17 protein-coding genes are annotated in these 25,166 nt (G+C 68.9%); 14 read left to right on the forward strand and 3 right to left on the reverse strand.

The annotated features are described in order from the left end of the window. Positions 1-40: 40 nt before the first annotated feature. The 3 genes from J3R08_RS09510 to J3R08_RS09520 all read right to left on the reverse strand — a co-directional run bounded on the left by J3R08_RS09510 (position 41) and on the right by J3R08_RS09520 (position 1,800). Positions 41-799 (reverse strand): XRE family transcriptional regulator, encoded by a 759-nt coding sequence (locus tag J3R08_RS09510; protein ID WP_209960780.1) that lies wholly within the window; start codon positions 797-799, stop codon positions 41-43. A 196-nt stretch (positions 800-995) separates the two neighbouring features. Continuing rightward, complete coding sequence (locus J3R08_RS09515) at positions 996-1,238, reverse strand: hypothetical protein (protein WP_209960781.1); 243 nt, start codon at positions 1,236-1,238, stop codon at positions 996-998. Positions 1,239-1,323: 85 nt separating this feature from the next. Next, the gene (locus tag J3R08_RS09520) at positions 1,324-1,800 is read right to left on the reverse strand and encodes an Lrp/AsnC family transcriptional regulator (RefSeq protein ID WP_209960783.1); all 477 of its coding nucleotides are present in this window, start codon (positions 1,798-1,800) and stop codon (positions 1,324-1,326) included. 9 nt (positions 1,801-1,809) lie between these two features. Between J3R08_RS09520 and J3R08_RS09525 the strand changes: the two genes are divergently transcribed. The 14 genes from J3R08_RS09525 to J3R08_RS09590 all read left to right on the forward strand — a co-directional run bounded on the left by J3R08_RS09525 (position 1,810) and on the right by J3R08_RS09590 (position 24,971). Then, complete coding sequence (locus J3R08_RS09525) at positions 1,810-4,275, forward strand: pyruvate dehydrogenase (RefSeq protein WP_280841847.1); 2,466 nt, start codon at positions 1,810-1,812, stop codon at positions 4,273-4,275. A gap of 420 nt (positions 4,276-4,695) precedes the next feature. Further along, the gene (locus J3R08_RS09530) at positions 4,696-6,639 is read left to right on the forward strand and encodes an ABC transporter ATP-binding protein (protein ID WP_209960786.1); all 1,944 of its coding nucleotides are present in this window, start codon (positions 4,696-4,698) and stop codon (positions 6,637-6,639) included. Positions 6,640-6,869: 230 nt separating this feature from the next. After that, the gene (locus tag J3R08_RS09535) at positions 6,870-8,441 is read left to right on the forward strand and encodes an ABC transporter substrate-binding protein (protein ID WP_209960787.1); all 1,572 of its coding nucleotides are present in this window, start codon (positions 6,870-6,872) and stop codon (positions 8,439-8,441) included. Positions 8,442-8,500: 59 nt separating this feature from the next. After that, a complete protein-coding gene (locus J3R08_RS09540; protein WP_280841846.1) occupies positions 8,501-9,454 on the forward strand; it encodes an ABC transporter permease in 954 nt (317 codons plus the stop codon). Then, a complete protein-coding gene (locus J3R08_RS09545; protein WP_209960791.1) occupies positions 9,451-10,461 on the forward strand; it encodes an ABC transporter permease in 1,011 nt (336 codons plus the stop codon). Before J3R08_RS09540 ends, J3R08_RS09545 begins: the two co-directional genes overlap by 4 nt. Positions 10,462-10,766: 305 nt before the next feature. Beyond that, complete coding sequence (locus tag J3R08_RS32665) at positions 10,767-13,532, forward strand: aminotransferase class III-fold pyridoxal phosphate-dependent enzyme (RefSeq protein ID WP_209960793.1); 2,766 nt, start codon at positions 10,767-10,769, stop codon at positions 13,530-13,532. An 83-nt stretch (positions 13,533-13,615) separates the two neighbouring features. After that, positions 13,616-14,869: a CdaR family transcriptional regulator gene (locus J3R08_RS32670; protein WP_209960796.1), complete on the forward strand. Its 1,254-nt coding sequence runs from the start codon at positions 13,616-13,618 to the stop codon at positions 14,867-14,869. 112 nt (positions 14,870-14,981) lie between these two features. After that, positions 14,982-16,208 (forward strand): aminotransferase class I/II-fold pyridoxal phosphate-dependent enzyme, encoded by a 1,227-nt coding sequence (locus J3R08_RS09560; protein ID WP_209960798.1) that lies wholly within the window; start codon positions 14,982-14,984, stop codon positions 16,206-16,208. A gap of 11 nt (positions 16,209-16,219) precedes the next feature. Beyond that, the gene (locus J3R08_RS09565; protein ID WP_209960800.1) at positions 16,220-18,541 is read left to right on the forward strand and encodes a N,N-dimethylformamidase beta subunit family domain-containing protein; all 2,322 of its coding nucleotides are present in this window, start codon (positions 16,220-16,222) and stop codon (positions 18,539-18,541) included. Next, positions 18,538-19,326 carry an SDR family NAD(P)-dependent oxidoreductase gene (locus tag J3R08_RS09570; protein ID WP_209960802.1) on the forward strand — a complete coding sequence of 263 codons (789 nt, stop codon included), beginning with the start codon at positions 18,538-18,540 and terminating at the stop codon, positions 19,324-19,326. Before J3R08_RS09565 ends, J3R08_RS09570 begins: the two co-directional genes overlap by 4 nt. Continuing rightward, positions 19,323-20,837 carry an amidohydrolase family protein gene (locus tag J3R08_RS09575; protein ID WP_209960803.1) on the forward strand — a complete coding sequence of 505 codons (1,515 nt, stop codon included), beginning with the start codon at positions 19,323-19,325 and terminating at the stop codon, positions 20,835-20,837. Before J3R08_RS09570 ends, J3R08_RS09575 begins: the two co-directional genes overlap by 4 nt. A 23-nt stretch (positions 20,838-20,860) precedes the next feature. Beyond that, on the forward strand, positions 20,861-22,015 hold the full coding sequence (locus J3R08_RS09580; RefSeq protein WP_209960804.1) for an alanine racemase: 1,155 nt from the start codon (positions 20,861-20,863) through the stop codon (positions 22,013-22,015). Between the two features lie 35 nt (positions 22,016-22,050). Next, positions 22,051-23,514, forward strand: a complete 1,464-nt coding sequence (locus tag J3R08_RS09585) for an aldehyde dehydrogenase (protein WP_209960805.1) — start codon at positions 22,051-22,053, stop codon at positions 23,512-23,514. Further along, positions 23,511-24,971 (forward strand): NAD-dependent succinate-semialdehyde dehydrogenase, encoded by a 1,461-nt coding sequence (locus J3R08_RS09590; protein WP_209960806.1) that lies wholly within the window; start codon positions 23,511-23,513, stop codon positions 24,969-24,971. The genes J3R08_RS09585 and J3R08_RS09590 overlap by 4 nt, the downstream gene beginning before the upstream one ends. Positions 24,972-25,166 lie beyond the last annotated feature (195 nt).

Consider the following 25,166-nt stretch of genomic DNA (forward strand, 5'->3'; position numbering starts at 1 on the left):
TGTGGAGTTAGGTTAGGTTGAGGGCGTCCACAGCGGGGATTCAGGCGTGCCGTATAGCATCGGCCGTCTCAATCACTTGGCTCAACTGCTTACTGCTGAGCAGCCGGGCGCGCCAGGCCAGCGCGGCGATCTCCGCGCTCGCTGGATGTACCCGCGCGTCCTCGACGACCGGCCCGATCCCGGTCAGCGCGACCATGTCGCCGGGCGGATAGCCGAGCAGGTGCGCGAACGCCGTCACGTACTGCGGGGTGATGACCACCTTGCCTGGGCCCAGCATCGCCACCGTGGAGTCGGAGACGTACGGACCATCTCCAACAACCTGGAGGATCTGTGCGTTGCGTGGGCGAATGTTGCGGTTGCGCAGCAGGCGCAACAGCAGAGCTCCAGGGGTGTCCGGGTAGTCGTCGGCTGGCTGGGACCCATCCGGCGGCTGCACGGGCAGGGACCTGACCAGCGCCTCCAACCGACTCCGCTGGTCCCCGTCCATCCGGGCGGCGTGTCGGACGACCGAACCCACATTCCACGGCGACGTTGGCCAGGCCGAGGCCAGGTCATCCGGCACTGGCATCCCAGCGATGACGAAGAGGTCGGCGGTATGGATCCGGAGTGCCGGTGCCAGTTTCCGGACGAGGTCTGGTCTCGGCGCAGCATTGTTGTCGATGACCGCGGCGAGCTCATCACTCGGGACACCTGCCTCCCGGGTCAGGGCGGCCCGCATCTGCTCGATTGATGTGTCGAACGTAGGTCGCCGCTGCGACAACAGGCGCCACAACCGTACGCCGAACGGTGAATCTCCCACGACGTGCGACCGTACCGTCCGCTGGTCTACGTTGCTGGCGCCTGAAACGGCGAGAACATCCACTCATGCCGCGAAGAACGCGCGCATCGGCTGCGGCACGGCGGGGACCGTTCGTGCGGCCGCGCGCACCAGTTCGAGCAGTCAGGGCCGTTGGACCTGGTCCTTACAAGCCCCGTCCTGCCCGGGGCGTCGCGCGCTACTGTAGCGAGCCGTGCGGCTGGTGCAGCCCGGTGACGAGGTCGCGCTGGGTTGGCGGGGCATCGTCTCCTGCCGGCACCAGCTCGACGATGTCACCGGCCCGGGGCCGCGAGACCAGCAACCGCTCGTCCGGGGTCCAGGCCAGCAGCCGGACACCGGGCACCCGGGCCCACACTTGAACGGTCCAACCCGGCGGAGCCAGCAGTCGCCGCGGCGCGTCGAACGGGGACTGCCACGGCACGCCCGAGCTTCGTCATGGTGCACATGTACCCATCCCGGACAGCGACACGCGACGAGGCGTCACGCGGTGTCTGCCGATCTCGGCGTCACCTGACGACCCGGGTCAGTAGGGGTGAGACGCGGTAGTCGACCATGTGGCGCATGGCGAGCGCGGCTTCGGTTCGTTCGATGCCGGGTGTGGCGAGGATCTGTCCGGCGATGCGGTAGAGGTCATCGGCGTCGCGCGCGACCACGCGGGCGAGCAGGTCGACGGTTCCGCTGAGGCCGAAGACCTCCAGGACTTCGGGTATCCGGGCGAGTGCGTCCCCGACCTGGTCGAGGCTCTGCTGGTGCACGGTGATGGAGATGAACGCGGTCATGGGGTAGCCGAGCGCGGCGGGGTCGATCCGGCGCTCAAACGAGCGCAGGATGCCGCCGGTCTCGAACCGGTTGAGGCGGGCCTGGACGGTGTTGCGTGCCGCGCCGGTCGTCTGCGCCAGGGCGAGTGTGGTTGCGCGGGGGTGTTCGGCGAGGGCCAGCAGCAGTTGGGCGTCGAGTTGGTCGAGGGCGGCCATTTTGCTCATCTCCCGAGGGTGGACCAGGACGGCAGTTGCGCAGATTGCTCAGATTCATTGTTGCATCTTGCGCATTCGTACGCCCCTGGCCGCACCATGTTGGCAAACGCGTGCCATCAGGAAGGGTTGTGGATGACTACCTCCGTCGTATGGCCCGACGACATCGAGAGCGGGGAAGAGCCGCGGTTCGCTGTTCTTCGTGCCATCGAGGAACGGATTCTGTGGCTGTCCACCGCGATGGTCGATCACGCCAACCGGCTTCGTGCCGATCCGGCGGGGCCGAAGGTCGGCGGGCACCAGGCGTCAAGCGCATCGATAACGTCGGTCATGACGGCGTTGTGGTTCTCGCACCTGGGGCCGGAGGATCGGGTGTCGGTCAAACCGCATGCCTCACCGGTGCTGCACGCGATCAAATATCTTCTCGGCGAGCTCGACCGGCCGTACCTCAGCCGGCTGCGGGAGTTCGGTGGCCTGCAGGCCTATCCGAGTCGCTCAAAGGATCCCGATGCTCCGGACTATTCCACCGGGTCTGTCGGGCTCGGCGCGACGGCTCCGGTCTGGGGCGCGCTGGCGCGCCGCTACGTCGCCGGGCATTTCGGCCCGGCCGGCTCCGGGCGTCAGTACTCGTTGATCGGGGACGCCGAACTCGACGAGGGTGCCTGTTGGGAGGCGGTCGTCGACCCCATGGTGGCCGAGTTGGGCGAGGTCGTCTGGATCGTGGATGTCAACCGGCAGTCGCTCGACCGGATCGTGCCCGGTCTGCGGGTACGCCGCCTGGAGCGCATGTTCGAGGCGGCCGGCTGGCAGACGATCATGGTCCCGTACGGCCACCGGTTGACGGCGCTGTTCGACCGGCCGGGAGGGGACGCGCTCCGCCGCCGCATCGACGAGATGAGCAACGGGGAGTACCAGCGACTGCTGCGCCTCCCGGCGGCGCAGGTGCGCGAGCGGTTACCCGGGAACGGCGGTGACGCGGACGCCGTCCGGCGGCTCATCGGGACCGTCCCGGACGAGGTGCTGCTCGCCGCGCTGCGCAACCTGGGTGGGCACGACCTGCGGGCCCTGGACCGGGCCTTCCGCGGCATCGACGACACGCGGCCGACGGTCATCTTCGCCTACACCATCAAGGGGTACGGCCTGGCGACGGAGGGCCACCCGCAGAACCACTCGGCTCTGCTCACCGGTCCGCAGCTCGCCGAACTCGCGGATCGGCTGGGCGTGAGCATGGACGATCGCTGGGCGGGTTTCCCGGCCGGCAGCGCCGAGGCGCTCGTGTGCGCGGAGACTGCGGCGCGGCTGCGGCGTGCCCCCGTACCGTCGCTGCCGACCTACGACGTACCGACCGACTTCGGCCGTACTCCGGGCGGGGTCGCCACCACCCAGGCGGCCCTCGGCCGCGCGTTGCTCGACACCCTGCGCGCCGCCCCGGACGTGGGACGCCGGATCGTCACGATCAGCCCGGACGTCAGCTCCAGCACCAACCTGGGTGGTTGGGTCAACAAGGTCGGGGTGTGGTCGCCCGATGAGGGCACCGACTGGTTCGCCGACGACGCCGAGACGATCCTGCACTGGCGCGAGCGGCCGACCGGGCAGCATGTCGAACTCGGGATCGCCGAGGTCAACCTGGTGGGCGCCATGGGGGAGCTGGGCGCTACGTGGAGCCGCTGGGGACAGCCGCTGATCCCGGTCGGGATTCTGTACGATCCGTTCGTCGAACGTGCCCTCGAACCGTGGTCGTTCGGCGTCTACGCCGGCGGCCAGTCCATTCTGGTCGGGACGCCGTCCGGGGTCACCCTGGCCGCCGAGGGTGGGGCCCATCAGTCGATCAAGACGCCGTCGATCGGCGTCGAGCAGCCGGGGGTCGTGGCCTACGAACCGGCGTTCGCGATCGACACCGAGTGGATCCTGCTCGCGGCGATGAGCCAACTCGGCCGTCCCGGTGGCAGGTCCGCCTACCTGCGGCTCTCCACGCGCCCCGTCGACCAGACGATGGCCGAGATCCCGTCCGATCCCGCCGCGCGCGAGCGTCGCCGGCGCCATGTCGTCGCCGGGGCGTACCTGCTGCGCCGCGCCGACCGTCCGGCGCTCACGATCTGCGCGATGGGAGCCATGGTCACCGAGGCGTGCCAGGCCGTCGATCGCCTCGCCGAGACGGGAGTGACCGCGGACGTCGTCGTCGTGACGAGTCCGGACCTTCTCTTCCAGGCCGTACAGGCCCGCGCCGGTCTGGCCGAGGCGCCGGACTGGATCCTCGACGCCGTGTTCCCGCCGGACCGTGCCCGCCCCATGATCACGGTGCTCGACGGGCACCCGCACACGCAGGCCCACCTCGCCGCAATCAACCGCGTCCCGTCAGCGCACCTGGGCGTGACCAGCTTCGGGCAGTCCGGCGACCTGTACGCCACCTACCGCCACCACGGGATCGACACCGACTCGATCGTGCGTGTCGCACTCGACCTCGTGACCCGGTACGGCCAGAACTGACACCGGGGCGCGGGCAAGTGTGCACGGGCCCTCATCTGCGGATCTTCGACTGTGCAGTCGTCGCGCCGGCCCGGTTCCGATGTTGTCCTACGCTGTGCGAGCACTGCTCGAAGTCGTGCACAGGCCGTTCGGGCCCGACCGCCTGGACCGATCGACTCTCTTCGCTACCTTCCGTTACTACATCAAGATCATAGAGCTGCCCCGGGGGAAGGCTCCGGGCTTGCCTCGGCGGTCGAGCATGCCCGATGCGGCGCTGGCCCGCTCATGCTCGTCAACGCGTTCCACCTCGTCATTCTCGTCCGCGTCGGCATCCGACCGGGCTGCGACCAGGCCGACCCGGCATGGTGAGGAACCCTCACCCGCAGCTATTGACATTCGCTCACGCTGTGTAACAGTAGGTAGCCCTGTGGAGGGAGTTTCGTGACCATCTTCGAACTGTCGGATCTCACGGTGAATCTCTCCGTGGAGGGCGGCCAGCTCGGGCTCACGGATGCGGTGTCGCTGTCCGTCGCGGCCGGCGAGATCCTGTGCGTGGTCGGTGAGTCGGGCAGCGGTAAGAGTGTGACCATGATGGCGGCGCTGCGCCTCATGGAGTTCACGTCGCCGATCGACCTGCTCGGCAGCGCCCGCCTCGGCGAGCACGAGCTCCTCCGGCTGAGCCAACGTCAGATGTCGCGGATCCGGGGTCGACGCGTCGGCGTGGTGTTCCAGGAGGCGCAGGACGCCCTCAACCCCACCAAGACCGTCGCCCACCAGCTCGCCGAGGCGTACGCGCTGTCGCACGACATGCGCAGCGTGCGGGGGCGGCGTGACAGCCGGCGGGGCGATGGCCTGAGCGCAGCGGTCGGCCTGCTGCGCGACGTCGGCCTGGACGAACGAGTGCTGCCGCTCTACCCGCATCAGCTCTCCGGTGGCATGCAGCAGCGGGTCATGATCGCGATGGCATTGATCGGTGAGCCCGATCTGCTCGTCGCGGACGAGCCGACCACGGCACTGGACGTCACGGTTCAGGCCGAGATCCTCAAGCTGATCCGGCGGCTTCAACGCGACCGCGGCATCGCCTGCGTTCTGGTCACCCACGACATGGGGGTGGCGTCCGTCATCGCGGACCGGATCGCGGTGATCTACGCCGGACAGGTCCTGGAGGTCGGCCCGAGGGAGGTGATGCTCCGAGCGCCCCAGCACGCGTACACCAAGGCCCTGCTGGAGTGCGTACCACGTCCCAATACACGCCTGGTCGGGCGGATGCGCACCATTCCGGGTCAGACCCCGCAGCCCGGGAAAATGCCCAAGGGCGACCGGTTCGCTCCACGTAATGCGCTCGCCACCGAACGTGATCTGACTGAGCCGCCACCGATGGTCTGGTCGCCGGACCGGACCCACATGGTCCGAGCGTGGGCGCCGGTCACGCACTGGACCGACGAGGCGGTCAACCGTCTCACCGGCTACACCGCCGACGGCGGCAACACTCCGGTCGACGCCGCCGCGAGACGAGAGCCCGTCGTCGAGCTGAAGGGCGTCAACAGAACGTACGGCGTCACCCGGCAGAAGGATTATCATTCGATCCACGAGCACGGCGTGCCGACGCAGGGCCGCCTCGCCTCCGCGCACCGCGCGGTCCAGGACCTGACCCTGACCATCCACCGCGGCGAGTTCTTCGGCATCGTGGGCGAGACGGGCTCGGGGAAGACCACACTGGGCAAGTTGATCGTCGACCTGGAGCGCGCCGATCCCGGCTCGCTTCTGTCCGTCGCCGGCCACGACCTGTCGCATCGGCGAGGGCTGGCGGCCGAGCGCGAGCTCCGACGCGAGGTCCAGATGATTTTCCAGAACCCGAGCGGCAGTCTCGATCCGCGGAGAACGATCGGTGAGTCCATTGCGGAGCCGATCCGGGCACTGACCGAATTGAATCGCGCCGCGATCCAGAAGCGCGTCCGTAAGCTTCTCGACGATGTCGGACTGCCGCGGGACGCGGAGAAGAGATATCCGTCGGAACTGTCCGGTGGCCAGCGCCAGCGGGTCGTGATCGCGCGGGCGGTCGCGCCGCAGCCGAGCGTGATCGTCGCCGACGAGCCGACAAGCGCGCTGGACGTATCGGTACAGGGTCAGGTCATGAATCTGCTGCTGGACCTGCAGCGCGAGTTCGACTTGACCTACATCTTCATCACCCACAACCTGAGCCTCGTGACGTCTGTGGCCGATCGCATCGGGGTCATGTTGCGTGGCGAGCTCGTCGAAGTCCTGGACCCGACGGCCGCGTCAGCGCCACCGCGGCACGAGTACACGCGGGCGCTCATGGCGGCGAACCCCGACCCGTTCGCCCCGTCGGTGGCGAATGCGGGCGCGTTCCACGCCACCGAGTGAACGCGCACAACTTCGGTGCCAGGATCGGGGGCTCACGCCCATCCGCGCGGTGTCGTCCACACACGTATAACAAATAATGCCCGGCCCGACGGAGCCGGCAACCAGGTCACAGATCAGCTTTCGAAATCTCGCCAGCATGCGCCGTCAGACCACAGTCGCAAGTGACTACTCAAAGGGCAGGTCTACATATGAAACGACTATTTCGGTGGTGCACCGCCGCTCTCGTGGTCATGAGCATCACGGCGGTTGCCGGCTGCGGGGGATCGTCCTCGGAGTCGGGGGGCAGCGGGACGGCCACCGGGGAACCGAAGCGGGGTGGCACCATTCGCGCCGCGCTCGGCGGTGACCCCCAGACGCTGGACATGAGCATGGCCGGTGGGCTCACCCGGATCACGATGCAGCACGTGTTCGAGAGCCTGTTCGCACTCGATGCCGAACTGCGCCCCCAGCCGATGCTCGCCGATTCCCACACCGTCTCCGACGACGGACTGACCTACACCGTCAAGCTGCGTACCGGTGTCAAGTTCCACGACGGGTCGACGATGACGGCCACGGACGTGAAGGCCAGCTTCGATCGCTGGCTCGCCGTGTCCCCGAACAGCAAGAACGTCAGGGCGCAGGTCAAGTCCTCCGAGGCGGCCGACGACTCGACGTTCGTCATCACCCTGACGTCGGTGCGCTCCACGCTGGTCTCCGATCTGGCGTGGATCCAGGGCCCGTTCGTCGTCATCCCGGCGGCGACCGCCAAGGCGGCCGGTGACAAGCCGATCGCACCCGGCCAGATCGTCGGCACCGGCCCGTACACGGTGGAGAGCTACAACCCCGGGCGAAACCTGACCCTGGCCCGCTTCGACGGCTACCAGAGCCGGACCGAGGACCCGAGCGGTCGCGCCGGTGCCAAGAACGCCTACGCGGACAAGATCGTGTACAGCTTCGTCGCCGACAGTCAGCAGCGCCTGAACAGTCTGAAGACCGGTCAGTACGACTGGGTCCAGACGATCGACACCGACCAGATGCAGTCACTGGCGAACGATAGGTCGTTCGCCGTCGAGCCCGCGGTCGACCGGAACCTCAATGTCCTGTTCTTCAACGGTCGGCAGGGATCGGTGTTCCACTCGCTGCCGGCGCGGCAGGCCCTCAATGCGGCGATCGACAAGCAGGCGATCGCCAAGGCGATGTTCGGTCCGGAGAAGCTGTGGTCCCCGCTCACTGGAGCGCTGGTGTCGCCGAGCGTGCCCGACCTTCACTCCAAGGCAGGACTGGACCGCTGGGCCGAGCAGGACACCGAGAAGGCGAAGTCCTTCTTCGCCTCGGCCGGTCTCACCCGGCCGATCAGGATCCTCACGACCAAGACCTACCCTTACATGTACCAGTGGGCGGTGGCGATCCAGGGGCAGCTCTCAGCGATCGGGGTGAAGGCGGACATCGAGGTGCTGGACTACCCCTCCATGGTGGGCAAGTCGATCGATGACCCGGGTTCGTGGGACCTGATGACGACCTTCTGCCTCGCCTCGTACGGCAATGCGACCCAGATGGAGTGGTTCAACGGCAGCCTCGAACCGTACGGTGCCTTTCCGACGCCGGAGTACAAGACCGGCATCGACGGACTGCTCACGAAGTATGTGGCGGCAAAGGACCAGACCGAGGCGCTCCAGTACGTCGACCAACTGCAGCAGTTGTTCTACGACACGATGCCGGCCCTCATCCTCGGGCAGGTCAGCGACGTCAACCCGCACTCCAAGAAGCTGGTGACGGGCAGCTCGTACACGAACATCCTCTGGAATGCATCGCTTAGTGGTTAGCCGCTGAATGGGTGGGGGCCGCGTCAAGGCACGACGCGGCCCCCACCTCCGACCGAGGGATGGCTGAAATCTTGGTAGTTCTACGCCGTGCTCGTGACATGGTGATCACGGTATTCATCGTAGCCAGCGTGATGTTCTTCCTGCTGCACGCCATTCCGGGAAGCCCGGCCATCGCGATCCTCGGCACGAACGCCCCGCTGGAGTCCATCGAGCAGCTGAACCGTCAGTTGGGGTTCGGCAAGCCGGTCTGGGAGCAGTACGGCTCCTGGCTCTGGAACGCGCTCCACGGCGATCTGGGCTTCTCCCTGTCCCAGTCCAGGGGAGTCGCAAGCGCGATCGCGGACTTCATGGTTCCCACCCTGCTGGTCGCAGCCATCGCGATGGTGCTGAGCGTCCTGCTCGCCGTCCCCCTCGCCGTTCGCACGGTGTCGCACCCCAGCGCGCTCCTGTCGCGGGTCCTGCTTTTCCTCAGTTCGGCGCTGCTCGCCGTTCCCGGCTTCTGGCTCGCGCTCGTCCTCGTCCTGTTCTTCGCCGTCAGGATCAGAGCGTTCCCGGTGAGTGGCTACGTCGCTCCCACCGAGGACCTGTGGTCGTTCACCCACCACGTGTTCCTGGCCGTGGTGGTGTTGCTGGCCTACCAGGTTCCCCTGCTCGTGCTCACCCTGCGCGAGTCCCTGGCCGGCGAACTGCTCAACGCGTACGCACGGACGGCGCGAGCCAAAGGCGGCACCGAACGCGACGTCATGTATCGGCACCTGCTGCGGAACGGGTTCCTGCCCACGCTGACGGTGCTCGGCTCGAACTTCAGTCACATGCTCGGCGGCGTGATCATCCTTGAGACGATCTTCTCGATTCCTGGTCTGGGATACCTGCTCAACTCCGCCATCGGGTCGCGTGACTACAACTTGGTCCTGGGCATCACCCTGTTCACGGTGGTGGTCACGATCCTGGTAAATCTGACTGTCGACCTGCTGTATGCGGTCCTGGACCCGAGAGTGAGGTCGAGCAGATGACGCGGATCGGAGTACGCCCACTGCGATCGAAGCTCGCCAGCTACTGGCGGAGAAGCCCAGGACTGTGCCTGTGGACCGGGCTGATCGTCGTACTGATCCTGTTGTCGGCCTTCGGACCACTGTTCCTGCAGCCGCCGAACACGCAGCAGCTCGCCGAAAAGCTGCAGGCGCCGTCCGGGGCGCACTGGTTGGGCACCGACGACTACGGCCGTGACGTCCTGAGCAGGGTCGTGTCCGCGGGACGCGTCTCGCTCGGCCTCGGCGCCGCCGTGACGGTCTCGGCGCTCCTCCTGGGGTCGGTCATCGGACTGGTCGCCGGCTTCTACGAACGGTCGGCCGGTGTTCTGCTGCGGGTCATCGACGCGCTCCAGTCGTTCCCCGTGATCATCCTGGCGATCGCCATCGCGGTCGGGCTGAACGACAAGGTCCCCAGTGGGGTCGGGATCCTCATCGCCCTGACGGCCGTCTACACGCCGCTCGTCGCCCGCGTCGTCCGCAGCCGGACAATCGTTCTCGCCAGAACCGGCTACGTCGCCGCCGCCAAGGCATCGGGCGTTCGCGGTGTGAAGATTCTGCTCCGCCACGTTGCTCCGAACGCCTTCCCCGCGATCGTGGTGCAGGCGACCTTCGTCTACGCCTCGGCACTGCTGTCCGACGCGGCACTGGGCTTTCTCGGACTCGGCATCGCACCACCGACGCCGACATGGGGAAACATGGTCGCCGACGCGAAATCGTCGTTCGAGATCGCACCGTGGTACATGATCGCGCCGGGCCTGGCGATCGTGATCGCTGTTGCCGCCCTGAGCCTCGCCGGGGACGGGCTTCGCGTACTCGTCGATCCCCGCGCCCGCGCCCTCGCCGACCTGCAGCGAATCGGGAGCCGGCGGCGCCGACGCGGTGTGTCGACCCAGGGAGCATCCGGGTACGTGCCGTCGGACCCGACCCACGACCTGCCGATCGGCCCCACCGCCGAGCAGCAGCCGGTTTCCCCGCTCAAGGAGCGGTGACCCCGACGCTCGAACGTGCACATCCGCCATTCTGGAAGTCAGGGCGTGTGCCCATCGTCTATGCGCCGTCGCACCGGCAGGGTTAGGGATGCGCTCGCGATCAGGGCGCCCGCGCCGCCCGAGCGACTCACGGGCTCGTACAGCATTCGCGACCTTAAACTCCGTTCAAAGGCAGATGCGTGAACATCCCCCCGTCCCGAACCGGGCCATTCCTCGAAACGGCCTTCCAGAGAATCAGCGACGGTGCACCGGAGGTCTCCTGCACCGAACTCCGCGAGGTTCTCCAGGAGAGCTACGGGCTTGCTGTGGCACAGATCTCGGAACTCGGCGGCGAGATCGACCAGAACGTGTTGGTCGAGGCTGACGACGGCAATCGCTATGTCGTCAAGGTTTTCAGCGACGCCGCGGATCCCGTGGAAATCACCTGGCGCGGGGAACTGCTGCGGCACCTGGGCGAGTCGGCCATCGGCGTGGCCGTGCCTCGACCGCGGCCCACCCTCGGCGGCGAGTCGCTCGGTGTCCTCCGCCGCGACGGGCGTCTCAACCACATCCAGGTGCTGTCCTGGCTTCCCGGCCGCCTGCTCAGCTCGCTCAACAGGCGACCACCGAGACTGCTCCAGGAGATCGGCGCGACGGCGGCGACGCTGGTCACGGCGCTCAACGACGTGGCACCACCGCCGGCCGTCAGGAGCCATCACTGGGACCTGACCCGTGCCGACGAGGCGGTCGCCTCCTGCCTGGACCACATCACCGACCCGGACCGGGTCGCCCTGGTGACCCAGGCGATGACCCGCTACGCGGCGCTCCGGGGCCGGATCCGGTCGCTGCCGAAGTCGGTGGTGCACAACGACCTGAACGACTTCAACATCCTCGTCGGTCGGGACGCGCACGGACACCACCGGGTGAGCGGCGTGGTGGACGTCGGCGACGCGATGCACACGGCACGGATCGCGGAGCTCTCCGTGGCCGTTGCCTACGCCATGCTCGGGGTCGGTGACCCGCTGCGCGCGGCCACCGAGGTCGTGCGGGGGTACGCGCGTACGACGCGGCTGGATCCGGACGAGATCGGGGTGATCTATCCACTCGCGGCTGCCCGGCTCTGCGTGAACGCCACGACGTGGACCCGACGCGTCGCCGCGGAAGAGACGGTCGACTACGGGCGGGCCCGGTCGCGGCACTCGTGGGATCTCCTGGCGATGCTCGGCGATGTCCCGTCGACCCTGGCCGAAGCCACCTTCCGCGAGGCGGCCGGCCTCGACCCGTGGCCGAGGGGCGCCGCCGCCCGTACGGAGGTCGCGGCCACCTTCGGCGCGCGGCTCACCGGCGACGCGTCGCGTCCCGCGCTCGCACCGGTGGGTACGCCGGCGCCGAACCGGGCCGACCCGCAACCGGCCACCCTCGAACTTGGCATCGAGATCGAGCCCACCGACGTGACCCGGATCGTCACCCCGGTCGGCGGCCTGGTGGAAACGGCTGACTCCCACGAACAAACGGTCATCATTCGCCACGACGGCAGCTCGGCACCGTACTGGTCCGTGTGGCGGGATATCGCCCCCGTCGTTGTCGCCGGCACCCGGATCGGTGACGACAGTCCCGTCGGAGAGGTCGCGAGTGTCGGCCTGGACGAGAAGACCGACCGTGCGTCGTTTCGCCTCACCGTCCTGCTCGAAGCGGATCTCGTTTCCCGGGTTCCGGCCCGGGTGCAGCCCTGGCTGCGGACGGTGTGGGCGGCACTGAGCCCGTCGCCGCTGCGACCTGCCTCCGGCGCCGTGGTCGACGACCACCCCCCGCGGGACGCGGTCGCCGTCCGCGAGAAGTACACCGGCCGGGCCCAGCGGTACTACTTCGACGATCCGATGACGCTCGTCAGCAGCCAGGGCGTATGGATGAGTGACACTGAGGGCCTGGCCTACCTGGACGCGATCAACAACGTCACCCACGTCGGCCACGCGGACCCCACCGTCGCCGACGCGGTCTCCCGTCAGGTCCGTCGCCTCAACACCAACAGCCGATTCGTGTACGCCGAGTACGGCCGATACGCCGAACGACTGGCCAACCTGCTGCCCGATCCGCTGGCGGTGGTGTATTTCGTCTGTACCGGCAGCGAAGCCAACGACCTCGCGCTGCGGATGGCGCGGCAGGTCACCGGCCGGACCGACGTGATGGTCGTGGACGGTGCCTATCACGGCAACACCACCGCGGTGCTGGGGATCAGCCCCGACCGGTACGACGGTCCCGGCGGCGGCGGGCGACCCGACACGACGCACGTGGTGCTGCAACCTGATCGCTATCGCGGGCCGTACGGATACGACGACCCGCTCGCGGCCCAGAAGTACGCCGCCGACGTCGACCTCGTGGCGCGACGGCTGAGCGCCGAGGGGCGCGCCCCCGCTGCCTTCTTCACCGAGGCCCTGATCGGCTCCGGCGGGCAGATCACGTTGCCGCCGACCTACCTCGCGTCGGCGTTCGAGGCGGTACGGACGGCGGGTGGGCTCTGCGTCTCCGACGAGGTGCAGATCGGCATCGGACGGCTCGGGACGATGTGGGGTTTCGAGGCGCACGGGGCTGTTCCTGACATCGTGACGCTGGGAAAACCGCTCGGCAACGGCATGCCGATAGCGGCGGTCGCCACCACCAGGGAGATCGCCGACGAGTTCGACCGGGGTATGCGGTACTTCAACACCTTCGCCGGTAACCCGGTCTGCTGCGCGGCGGGTCTGGCGGTGCTCGACGTCATCGAACGCGACGGGCTCGTCGAGCGCGCGGCGTCGACGGGCGCACATCTCCTGTCCGAACTCCGTGGCTTGGCAGATCGGCACGCCCTGATCGGGGACGTCCGCGGCGAAGGCGTCTACGCCGGCATCGAGCTGGTCCAGGACCGCGCGACCAAGCAGCCGGCCGCCGCCGAGGCTCGCTACGTCAGCGAGCGCATGCGGGAAGAGGGCGTCCTCATCTACCCGAACGGTCGGTTCGGCAACATCTTGAAGATCAAGCCGCCGCTGATCTTCGGCAAGCGTCATGTCCAGATCCTCGTCGACACCCTCGACTCGATCCTGACCGAGGACTGGTGAACGGCCGGCGACCTGAAAGCGGCTCGGAGATATCTGGTTGTGGGGCTTGCCGCAGAAGGCACCGACATCGTTAAGATTCACGCGTGCCGCAGCCTGAACGGACGTGCGAATCACCGGACGCGGTGATCTCCTGGGTGGCCCGCCGGCTGCTCGAGGACGGCGTCGTCGACCGGCTTCAGGAGGTCTCGACCCGGCAGATCTTCGAGATGGAACCGGTGTACGCGGCGTCCGGAGTCGTCATCGGCGAGGTCAGTCGGGCCACTCGAAGCACCCTCACGCTCTCGCTGGCGCGGCTCGCCGGCGTCCCGGCGCCGGAGTTTGCGGCGACGGCGCCGGTGGACATCGGCAGGCTGCGCGCTGACCAGGAGATCCCGCTCGCGGCGGTCCAGCACGCGTTCCGTCTCGACTTCGGCGTGCTGTGGCCCGCCATCGTCCAGCGGGCGAGGGACGAGAACCTGAGCGACGGTGAGGCGTTGGTCGACGGGTGCATGCAGGTCTGGAGCATCGTCGAGTCGATCGCCGAGGAGGTCGCCAACGCGTACCGCGAGCGGCAGCGCGAGAACATCGACGGCCGGGCCGACGCGCGCGAGATGGCGTTCGTCGAACTGCTCGAGCACGGGGCCGGCGCGATATCGGTGCAGATGCGGTGCGGCCGGGCCCTCGGGCTGCCCCAGGCCGGCACCTTCATCGTGCTGACCGGCAGCCTGCCCGAGGACGAGGGGCTGGCACTGCGGCGGCTGGTGTCCCGCCTCGCGCAACGCCGCGTCGGCGGCTTCGTCGGCGGATCCCTCGATGCGATCAGCGGTGTCCTGGACGCCTCGGCGCTCAGGCCCGGCGAGATCCGCGAGTTGCTGTCCGGCCTCGATCGCGGGCGTTTCGGCGTCGCCGAGGTGCGCGGAGACCTCGGTGAGCTGCGCCGAGGTCTGCACCTGGCGCGTGTCGTCGCGGAGTCGTGGCCGACGGAGTCAGCCGGGATCCGCTACCTGTCGGACCGATGGCTCAGCGTGTTGATGCAGTCGGACCCGGTCGTCTCGGACGCCTTCGTCGCCGAGGTTCTGGGCCCGATCATCGAGCTGCCCGCCGACGTCCGACGCCAACTGCTCGACACGTTGTCCGCCTACGTGCGCTTCGACGGGTCGATCGGGGAGATCGCGACCCGGAAGTTCCTGCACCGGAACACCGTCCGCAAGCGCCTGGACCGGATCGAGACGGTCATCGGACGATCGCTGGCGTCCCCGGCCGACCTGGCGCACGTCGTCACCGCGCTGGCCAGGCTGCAGGAGACGCACCCGGCGGAGTTCGCCGCCACGTCCGACGGCGTCGCCCGCGCCTCGTGACATCCCGGCCGAACACCGGTCCGCTCCACGCATGCGCGTGCAGTCATCCCGGGGTCGAACAATGTGCGGTTGCCCACCCGCGGCGGACGACGCCGCTCGTAAGGTCTGAGGCATGGTCGCAGCGGAGTTTGATCTACCAGCCAGTCACATCGACGTCCCACCCGTAGCGATCGCGGCACTGCCCACCCAGGGAATCGCCGAGGCGGACGTGCTCGCCGAGGTGACGGAGCGGTTCGGCCGCAACAACTACGGTCACGACCGCAACTTCGCCATCAGCTACTCGGGTATGCCGGCCGCGATCACCCGCAAGGTCGAGGAGTTGGCGGTCGGCGAGTTCTTCGTCGAATGGGCCCACTCCGAGACAGGGACGCTCTCCATGGAGCGCGAGGCCGTCGCCATGATGGCCGGCCTGTTGGGAAAGCCGGACGCGCCGGGTTTCATCACCACCGGTGGCACCGAGTCGAACCTCGCCGCACTGCGCCTGGCCAGGAACAACGGGAAGCGCGACGCGCCGGAGTTCATCGTCCCGGTCACCATCCACTTCAGCTTCCGGCTGGGCGCCGAGCTGATGGGCATTCACCTGGTGGAGGTGGACGTCGACGACCACACCCTCCAGCCGGACATCGCCGACGTCGAGCGTGCCATCACCCCGCGGACGGTCGGGCTCGCCTGCTCTGCCCCCGCGGGCAACTTCGGCACGATGGATCCGGTCGAGGCATTCGCCGACCTCGCCTGGCGCAAGGGGCTCTATCTCCACGTCGACGCCGCATTCGGCGGTTTCATCATCCCGTTCATGCGGGAGCTCGGCTACGACGTGCCGCGGTTCGACCTCTCGCTGCCCGGCGTCAGCTCCATCTCGACGGACGGGCACAAGCTGGGGCTCCTCCCGATCTCGACCGGCTTCTTCCTCGCGCGGGACGCCGAACTGTTCGAGGCGATTCCGACCGAGCGGACGCTCATCCACACCACCTCCTCCACCAAGCCGGGAAGCCGGGCGGCGGCCGCCTGGGCCGCGCTGCGCAATCTCGGCTGGGAGGGATACCTGGAGTCGACTCGGCACGTGCTGGCGCTGCGCGACACCATCGTCGACGGGGTGACCGCCATCCCCGGGATGTCGTTGGCCGCGCCGAAGTTCATCTCCGTCGTCGGCTTCGTCTCCTCCTCGATCGACCTGGAACGCGTTCACGAGAACCTGTTGGAGGCCGGCTGGGGACACAGCTACGGGGTGCTGCGGGGCAGGCCCTTCATCCGCCTGTCCATCCACCCGTCGCGGACAGCGGAGGGCGCCCGAGGATTCGTCGAGGCGTTCGAAGCCGCCGTCGCGCGAGCCCAGAGCTGAGGGCGGCACCCATGCTCCGTCTGCTCGGCTACAGCGACCGTCTCAATGCCGGTCCCGGGGACACGGTCAAGTTCATGGTCAGCTGCGACTACGACGACTACGAGACCCGCCTGGTCCGCCTGATCCACGGGGACACGAACCCCGCCGGGCCGGGCTTCCGCCAGGAGGTGGTCCCGTCGTCGATCGACGGACGACGGCCCGGCCGGCGCGAGTCGATCCACACCGGCTCGTACGCCCGGGTCGAGCTACCCGCGCCCCCCGCCGACCGGCCCGGCTTCACCTTCGCCACGTTCCTCCAACCGACGAATCCCGCGGTGGGGGAGCAGGTCATCGCCAGCCGAGGGACGCCGTACGAGGGCGGACCGGGATGGGCCCTCGCGCTCGACGACGACGGTTGCCTCGAGGCGGTTATCGGCCAGGGCGGCGTTCCCCAACGCCACCGGATCAGCCCGCCGTTGTCCCGGTGGCACTGGTACCACGTGGGAGTGAGCCTCGCCGGGGCGCAGATCACGGCGTGGTGCCGTCCGGTCCGGCAGCTTCCCGGCGCGGTGCTCGTTCCTCACCGCGTGTTCGCCGTCAGCGGCGGCGAACCGCGTACGGAAGCGCCTCTGCTGCTCGCCGCGACCGCGGACGGCAACGGCGCGACGGCGCGCCACCTCGACGGTCGCCTGGACCGGCCACGCCTGCTCGACCGCGTTGTCGCCGCCGACGACATCGAGCAGCTCGTGACCGATCCGGACGCGGTCATCGCCGACCCCGACGTCGTGGCGGCCTGGGATCTGAGCCGGGACGTCCATACCGACCTGATGTACGACGCCTCCCGACACGGCCGGCACGGGCGCCTGGTGAACATGCCGACCCGGGCGGTCACCGGTTACAACCACACCGGTGGGGAGACCGACTTCCGCCTGGCTCCCGCCGAGTACGGCGCTGTCCACTTCCACCGGGACGACCTCGACGACGCCGGTTGGCCCGTGCAGTTCGAGTTCACCGTGCCGGCGGACCTGCCCAGCGGCATCTATGCCGCGTGGCTCCGGGCCGGGGAGGACGAAGACCACATCCCCTTCGTGGTGCGACCTTCATCCGGCGTGGCGCACAGCCGGATCGCGGTGCTGATCTCGACGATGTCCTACCTCGTCTACGAGAACTTCACCGACCTCGGCAAGGGTGTGTGGCGGGAGGACAGCGGATTCGTCGGCAACGGGCTGACGCACCCGCTCGCCGACCCGTCGCTGTTCCGCGAGGTCTTCGAATACATCGACGAGAACTCGCTCTACGGCCCGTACGACGTCCACGCCGACGGGTCGGGCGTCTGCTACGCGTCGCAGCTGAAGCCGATCCTGAACCTGCGGCCGAAGTTCCGGTACCGCACGATGGGCGTTCCGGTGCGGTTGGGGGCCGACCTATACCTGGTCGACTGGCTGGAGCAACGGGGAATCCAGGTCGACTACCTCACCGACCACGACCTCCACGCCGAAGGCGCCGCGTTGCTTGAGCGGTACCACGTGGTGATCTCCAGCTCGCACCACGAGTACTGGACGACGGCCATGATGGATGGCCTCTCCGCCTATCTGGAAGGGGGCGGCAGGCTCATGTACCTCGGTGGCAACAGCTTCTACGGCGTCGTCTCCGTGGACCCGCACCGGCCGCACGTCGTCGAGGTGCGTCGTTGGGGCACCAGCTGGCCGTTCGAGTCGCCCCCCGCGGAACGTCGCCACAGCACCACCGGTGAGCAGGGCGGGACCTGGCGCAATCGCGGCCGCGGACCCCACGCGCTGGTCGGAATGGGAACCGCCGGTGCGGGCTTCGACCGTGGTTCGCCCTACCAGCGCATGCCCGACTCCCACGACCCTCGCGTCCAGTTCGTGTTCGCCGGCCTGGGTGCGGACGAGCTCATCGGCGACGTGCCGTCGCTCCAGGTCAGGTGGGGCGCCGCCGGCTACGAGTTCGACCGGGTCGACACGGAGCTCGGGTCGCCGGCGACGACACTCGTCCTCGCCTCGTCGAACCGGTTCAACCAGTCGCACCGGGCAATGCTCGACGACCAGCTCTGGTACGTCCAGGGCCGCGACGGCGCGTCCACCGCCGACCCGCAGGTCCCGGGACGACCGCATCGCTTCGCCCGGTCGGACATGGCCTACCTCGAATACCCCGCCGGCGGTGCCGTGTTCGCGGCGGGCGCCATTTGCTGGCGGGCCTGCCTGTCCGCCCACGGCTACGACAACTCCGTCTCCCGGGTCACCGAGAATGTGCTCCGCCGCTTCGCCGAAACCCCCCGGGGCGACTCGCCGAGTGACCCGGTGGACCCGACGACGACACCGGATTCCGCGTGAGCACCGGACAGCTCGCCGTGATCACCGGCGCCGGCTCCGGCATCGGGCAGGCGATCGCCTGCCGGCTCGCCCGCGCCGACTACGCCTGCCTGCTGGTGGGGCGCCGAGCCGAGCGGTTGGCCAATACCGCCGGTCTGATAGCGGAGGCCGGCGGCGAGGCCGTCGTGGTGCCCGCCGACGTGACGGCCACCGACGGTCGGGAGGCGATCGAGCGGGCTGTCCGCGCCAGCGGCCTGCGCCTCTCGGCGCTCGTGAACAACGCGGGTGGCTCGTACGCCGCCGGCCTGTTCGCACAGGATCTAAAGCGCTGGCGTCAGACCTTCGCCCTGAACGTGGAAGCCGCAGCCTTTCTATCGTTCGCGCTGATGCCGATCATGCGCCACGGTGGTGGAGGGGCGGTGGTCAACATCGGCTCGGTCTACTCCTCGGTGGGGCTGAACAACGCCTACTACACGGCCTACCCGGCGGAGACGGACCAGGGACCGGTTCGGGCCGTCGCGTACTCGGCGTCGAAGGGCGCATTGCTACAGGTGTCACGCGAACTCGCAATCGCGGCTGCGCCGATGCAGATCCGGGTCAACACCCTGTCTCCTGGCATGATCACCATCGACGACCGGGCACCCTTGGACGAGGCCACGGTGCGGGCGCTGTCCGCACAGACGCCGATGGGGCGGTTCGGCAGACCCGAGGAGATCGCCGACGCGACTCTCTTCCTCCTCTCGGACGCCGCGAGCTTCGTGACGGGCACCGAGCTGCGAGTCGACGGCGGCTGGACCTCCTGGTGAGCACGCCCGACTCACTGTTCATCTCCAACGTCGGCGTGGTGGACGGACTGGGGACGCCCGTCCGGCGACGCAATGTCCTGGTCGTCGACGGGCGCATCGCCGCGGTCACCGACCCGGACGACGCCCCGTCCTCGTCACCGGCGACCGGTGGCGTCGGCCCCCATGTGATCGACGGGCACGGGCGCATCCTGTCTCCCGGCTTCATCGACGTACACACACACGACGACGCCGCCGTGCTGATGGATCCGACGATGCTCTGCAAGACGAGCCAGGGCGTCACCACCGTCGTCCTCGGCAACTGCGGGATCGGCATCGCGCCGCACAGTCCGGCGCTCGGCCGGCACCTTGCCGGCGAGTTTGCAGCGGTCCTGGGTTACGTGATCGCGAAGCAGCCCGCCGGGTACGGCGAGTATCTGCGGCTTCTGCGCGAGTCGCCCAGTGCGCTGAACCGTGCGGGACTCGTCCCGCACGGTGCGCTGCGGCTCGCGGCGATGGGCGATGCGACCCGGGCAGCCGACGATGCGGAGATCGACGCCATGTGCGAACTGCTCACCGCGGCGCTGGAAGCGGGTGCAGTCGGCATGTCGACGGGACTTGTCTACCACCCGGGCCGCTACGCGCAGACCCGAGAACTGGAGCGGCTGTGTGCGGTTCTTGCCGCCCGGGGCGCAATATACGCGTCACACATCCGCGACGAGGGCGCCCGCGTGCTGGAGAGCATCTCCGAAGTCCTCGCGTTGGGGCGCAGCACCGGATGCCAGGTTCACGTCAGTCACCTGAAGACCACCGGGCTGGACGGGATCGGCCGGATGCGCAGGGCACTCGACGACATTCACGCCGCCGCCGAGGCCGGCGTCCCGGTGACCTTCGACGTCTATCCCTACACCTCGGGGTCGACAGCGCTGGAGCCAGCGCTACGGGCCGCGACGAGTTCAGCCACCGACCCACGGGCGGTGCGCGTCATCTCCGCTCCAGAGCTGCCGGAGTTGGAGGGTCGATATCTCGCCGATCTCGCCGAGGAGTGGGGAACCACGCAGGAGCAGGCCGTCACCCGGATCGCCGAACGCGACGGCTCGGTGACCGCGGTGATCGAGATGATGTCCCCGGACACGGTCGCCGCCGCCCTCGCGAGCCCGCTCGCCATGATCGGCTCCGACGGCCTCCCCAACCCGCGCGGCCGGACGCATCCGCGCATGTTCGGCACCTTCCCGCGAGTGCTGGGGCGGTATGTCCGGCCCGGCGGACCGCTCGATCTCGTCGAGGCGATCCGCCGGATGACGTCCCTTCCCGCTCAGCGCTTCGGTCTGCGAGATCGCGGCGCGATCCAGGGGGGCCGCTGCGCGGACCTTGTGCTGTTCAATCCGGCGGCCGTCCGCGACCGCGCCACCCACGACGAGCCCGATCTGCTCGCGGACGGCATCGAGATGGTGATCGTCAACGGCGCGGTCACTGTCAATCGGCAGACGCCCTCCGCGGCGCTCGCCGGTGACGTCCTTGTCCGCCGGCCGTGACCACGCACGGAAAGAAGGACCCGATGCCCAACTCCGCAGCCGTCACCACATCCGGGCAGCCGCCCCAGGTGGAGTCGTTGGGACGCGTGAGCGGCGAGATCGCAACCCCCGCGTTGATCGTCCACGCGGACATCGCCCGACGCAACGTCGCCACCTACGCGGCCCTAGCCGGCGAGCACGGCGTCAACCTGCGGCCACACGCCAAGACACACAAGTCGGAGGTGCTGGCCGGCTGGCAACGCGACGCCGGTGCCCAGGGGCTCACAGTCGCCACCTACCAGGAGGCCGAGTATTTCGTCGGTGCCGGTCACCGCGACGTGTTCATCGCCTGCCCGCCGATCGGCGCGGCGCGGCAGCGGACGCTTGCCTCGCTGGCCCGTGCGGCGGACGTCATCGTCAGCGCGGACAGCGTCGACGCCGTCGCGGCGATCAACGACGTCGCTCGCGCCGTCAGCCGCCCGATCCGATACTACTGGGAAGTGGACGCCGGCTTTGCGCGATTCGGCTCCGGCGCCGGGGAGGCCACCGTCTCGGAGCTACTCGACGCCCAGCGCTATTCACACGCCAGCTTCGCCGGGCTGATGGCCTTCAACGGGCGTTCCTACGCGGTGGAGGACGCCCGTGACGTCGCAACGGTGAGTCGCGCCGAGACCGAACTGGTCCTGCACACCACGGAACTGCTCCGCCGGGCGGGCCGGGAGGTGCCGGTGGTCAGTATCGGCTCCACGCCGAGCGCGGCGACGGTCGCGGCGATTCCGGGCATCACCGAGATCCGTCCCGGAACGTACATCTTCAACGACGCCACCCAGGTCGCGTTGGGCGCCGCCACGCTCGCCGACTGCGCCCAGACCGTCTGTGCGACGGTGATGAGCGCCCCCGCTGACGGACGCATCGTCATCGACGCCGGTTCGAAGGCGCTTCCGAAGGAGGTCATGTCTCCCCTCACCGTCGGATACGGGATCGCCCTCGGATACCGCGGGCTCGTCGTCGAGCGGGTCAGCGAGGAGGCGTCCGTGCTGGTGTGGTCGTCACCCGACCATGCCGATCCGCCCCGGGTCGGTGACCAGATACAGATCGTCAGCAACCACTGCTGCTCGGCGACGTACCTCTTCTCCCACTTCCTGCTGATCAGCGGCGGCGACGTCGAACGCCTGCCCGTCCGGGCGCGAACCCGATGACAACAGCAGGCATCGAGGCAGGAAAGCAGATGAACATGAGCAACACGGTCGCAGACGTCACGGGCCTCTTTATCGGCGGCACCTGGCGGCCGTCGTCCGGGACGGACCGGTTCACCGTGACGAGCCCGGCGACCGGCGAGGTGCTCTGGAATCTCGCCGAGGCGGTCGACACCGATGTGGACGACGCGTTCGCCGCAGCCCAGGCGGCATTCGAGCGACACCAGGGCGTCTCGCCCTACCAGCGCGCCGACTGGTGCGAACGCATCGCCGACCAGCTTGAGGCGCGGCGGGAACCGCTCGCCCGCGCGATCTCCCTTGAGCAGGGCAAGCCGCTGGCGGAGGCGCTCGGTGAGGCAGGCTCCGCGGTGGAGGGTTTCCGACTCGCGGCCCAGGAGGCGCGCGCACTGCGCGGCGACACGATCCCGACGCACGACACTCGCAAGCGAGTCTTCACCCACCGCCGCCCGTGCGGGGTCTACGCCGTCATCACCCCCTGGAACTTCCCGCTGAACATCCCGGTCGAGTACCTGGGACCGGCAATCGCCTCCGGGAACACGGTCGTCTGGAAGCCGGCTCCCACGACGGCGGGGACCGCGGTACTGCTCGCGCGGTGCATCGAGGCCGCGGAGGTACCGATGGGCATCGTGAACCTCCTGACCGGACGCCGGCCCGAGCTGGGCCGCACGATGGTCACCCACCGGCTGGCGATCGGCGTCGGCTTCACCGGTTCGAGCGCCGTCGGCGCCGAGATCGCCCGGATCGCGTACGACAAGCGGAAGATCCTGGAACTGGGCGGGAACGGTCCGGTCATCGTCCTGCGGGAGGCGGACATCGCCCTCGCGGCGCAGCAGTCCGCCGCGGCCGCCTACGCGAACAGCGGGCAGTCGTGCGCGGCCGCCGGCCGGATCCTGTGCGAGAGCAGCGTCTACGACGACTTCGTCGCCGCGCTCGCGGTGGAGGCCGCACGGGTTGTCGTAGGGCCACCCCTGGCGGCTGCCACCACCATGGGCCCCTGCCACACCCGCGCGGTGTACGACCAGACCCAGGCCCACATCGACGAGTCGCTCGCTGGTGGCGCAACCCTGGCCTTCGGCGACGGATCCGTTCCCGGGGCCGCCACGGACCTGTTCCGGCCGCCGGCCGTGCTCGCAGGGGTGCCGCGGCACGCCCGGGTCAACATCGAGGAGACCTTCGGGCCGCTGGCGGCGGTCATCCGGGTCGACGGTGACGCCGACGTACTGGCGACCGCGGCCATGAGCCGGTTCGGGCTGTCGTCGGCGATCTTCAGTGAGAACTACCCGCGGGCCATCCGGCTCGCCGAACGCCTGAACAACGGCCAGGTGGTGCTGAACGACACGAGCAACTACTGGGAGTTGCACATGCCGTTCGGCGGCTGGCCGGGGTCGGACAGCGGATCGGGTCGTCTCGGGGTGCGTGAGGCGCTCCTGGGCATGACGGAAGTCCAGTCGATCTCGGTGCACCTGCGGGAGGTCCAATGAGCGCTCGTGACGTCCTCGGTCCGGACCAGAAGGGTCTCTTCATCGGCGGTAGCTGGCACGAGGCGGAGGGCGGCGGGACGTTCGCCGTCCACGACCCGGCCGACGGCTCGGTGCTCGCGCACGTCGCGGACGCAACGGTCGACGACGCGATGGATGCGCTCGACGCAGCCGTCGCCGCGCAGGCCGGCTGGGCGCGTACGGCGCCCCGCCATCGCAGTGAGATCCTGCGCCGAGCGTTCGAGCTGATCAACGCGCGCGCCGACGACCTGGCCGAACTGATGAGCCTCGAGATGGGCAAGACCGTCGCGGAGGCGAAGGGCGAGGTGGCTTACGGCAACGAGTTCTTCCGGTGGTTCTCCGAGGAGGCCGTGCGAATCCACGGCCGGTGGATGCAGAACCCCGCCGGCGCCTCCCGGCTGCTGACCGTCAAGAAACCCGTCGGTCCGTGCCTCTTCCTCACGCCCTGGAACTTCCCGCTCGCCATGGGTACGCGCAAGATCGGTCCGGCCGTCGCGGCCGGCTGCACCATGGTCGTCAAGCCGGCCGAGCTCACCCCGCTGGCCATGCTGGCGCTGGCGGGCATCCTCGCCGAGGCCGGCCTGCCCGACGGCGTCCTCAACGTGATCCCGACGACCCACGCGGCCGACATCTCGAAGGCCCTCATGGCTGACGATCGGCTCCGCAAGGTGTCCTTCACCGGATCCACAGCGGTGGGCCGCCAGTTGGTGAAGCAGTCCGCGGACCAGTTGCAGCGGGTCAGCATGGAACTCGGCGGCAACGCCCCGTTCATCCTCTTCGAAGACGCCGACGTCGATGCCGCCGTCGAGGGCGCGATGGTCGCGAAGATGCGCAACATGGGCGAGGCCTGTACCGCCGCCAACCGCTTCCTCGTGCACGCCGACGTGGCGCAGGAGTTTGCCGAGAAGCTCGCCACCCGGATGGGGAAACTCGTCGTCGGCCGTGGGCAGGACGCTGGCGTCGATGTCGGCCCGCTCATCGAGGAGAAGGCCGTTCGGTCGGTCCACCAGCTCGTCGCGGACGCCGTCCACGACGGTGCCCGCGTGCTCACCGGTGGCACCGCGCCGGACGGGCCGGGCTTCTTCTACCGCCCCACCGTTCTGATCGACGTGCAGCCGGAGTCGGAGATCAACAGCCGGGAGATCTTCGGTCCAGTCGCTCCGATCATCACCTTCACCAGCGAGGAGGAGGCCGTCGCCCGGGCCAACGCGACCGAGTACGGCCTGGCCGCCTACGTCTATACCCGCGACCTGTCCCGCGCGATCCGGATGGCGGAGTCGCTGGAGTGCGGCATGGTCGGCATCAACAGCGGCCTCATCTCCAACGCCGCCGCCCCCTTCGGTGGGGTGAAGGCGTCGGGATTCGGCCGCGAGGGTGGCTTCGAGGGGATCGAGGAGTACCTCGAAACGACGTACGTCGCCCTCCCCGCCGACTGGTAGGCGCCGCGGCGGGATTCCAGGTTCGGGCAAGACTGCTCAAGCCGTGCCTGGAACGGTGTTCGCAAAAGTACCTCACGATCCCGTGGATCGCCGGCGACCCCGCCGCTTCCGGCCGCATGTCGAAAGACGACACTCGCGAAGATTCCGCCATGCCCTCGCCCTCACCGCCACGGTACTGACCGCGCTGACGGTGGC

Source organism: Micromonospora sp. HB375 (assembly GCF_017872985.1).
Lineage (GTDB): Bacteria > Actinomycetota > Actinomycetes > Mycobacteriales > Micromonosporaceae > Micromonospora > Micromonospora chalcea.

What these genes read in the sequence shown, in the direction of transcription:
- J3R08_RS09520 (WP_209960783.1), bottom strand. Translation starts at nt 1,800, where the DNA reads ATGAGCAAAATGGCCGCCCTCGACCAACTCGACGCCCAACTGCTGCTG.
- J3R08_RS09535 (WP_209960787.1), top strand. Translation starts at nt 6,870, where the DNA reads ATGAGCATCACGGCGGTTGCCGGCTGCGGGGGATCGTCCTCGGAGTCG.
- J3R08_RS09540 (WP_280841846.1), top strand. Translation starts at nt 8,501, where the DNA reads ATGGCTGAAATCTTGGTAGTTCTACGCCGTGCTCGTGACATGGTGATC.
- J3R08_RS09545 (WP_209960791.1), top strand. Translation starts at nt 9,451, where the DNA reads ATGACGCGGATCGGAGTACGCCCACTGCGATCGAAGCTCGCCAGCTAC.
- J3R08_RS09560 (WP_209960798.1), top strand. Translation starts at nt 14,982, where the DNA reads ATGGTCGCAGCGGAGTTTGATCTACCAGCCAGTCACATCGACGTCCCA.
- J3R08_RS09565 (WP_209960800.1), top strand. Translation starts at nt 16,220, where the DNA reads ATGCTCCGTCTGCTCGGCTACAGCGACCGTCTCAATGCCGGTCCCGGG.
- J3R08_RS09580 (WP_209960804.1), top strand. Translation starts at nt 20,861, where the DNA reads ATGCCCAACTCCGCAGCCGTCACCACATCCGGGCAGCCGCCCCAGGTG.
- J3R08_RS09585 (WP_209960805.1), top strand. Translation starts at nt 22,051, where the DNA reads ATGAGCAACACGGTCGCAGACGTCACGGGCCTCTTTATCGGCGGCACC.
- J3R08_RS09590 (WP_209960806.1), top strand. Translation starts at nt 23,511, where the DNA reads ATGAGCGCTCGTGACGTCCTCGGTCCGGACCAGAAGGGTCTCTTCATC.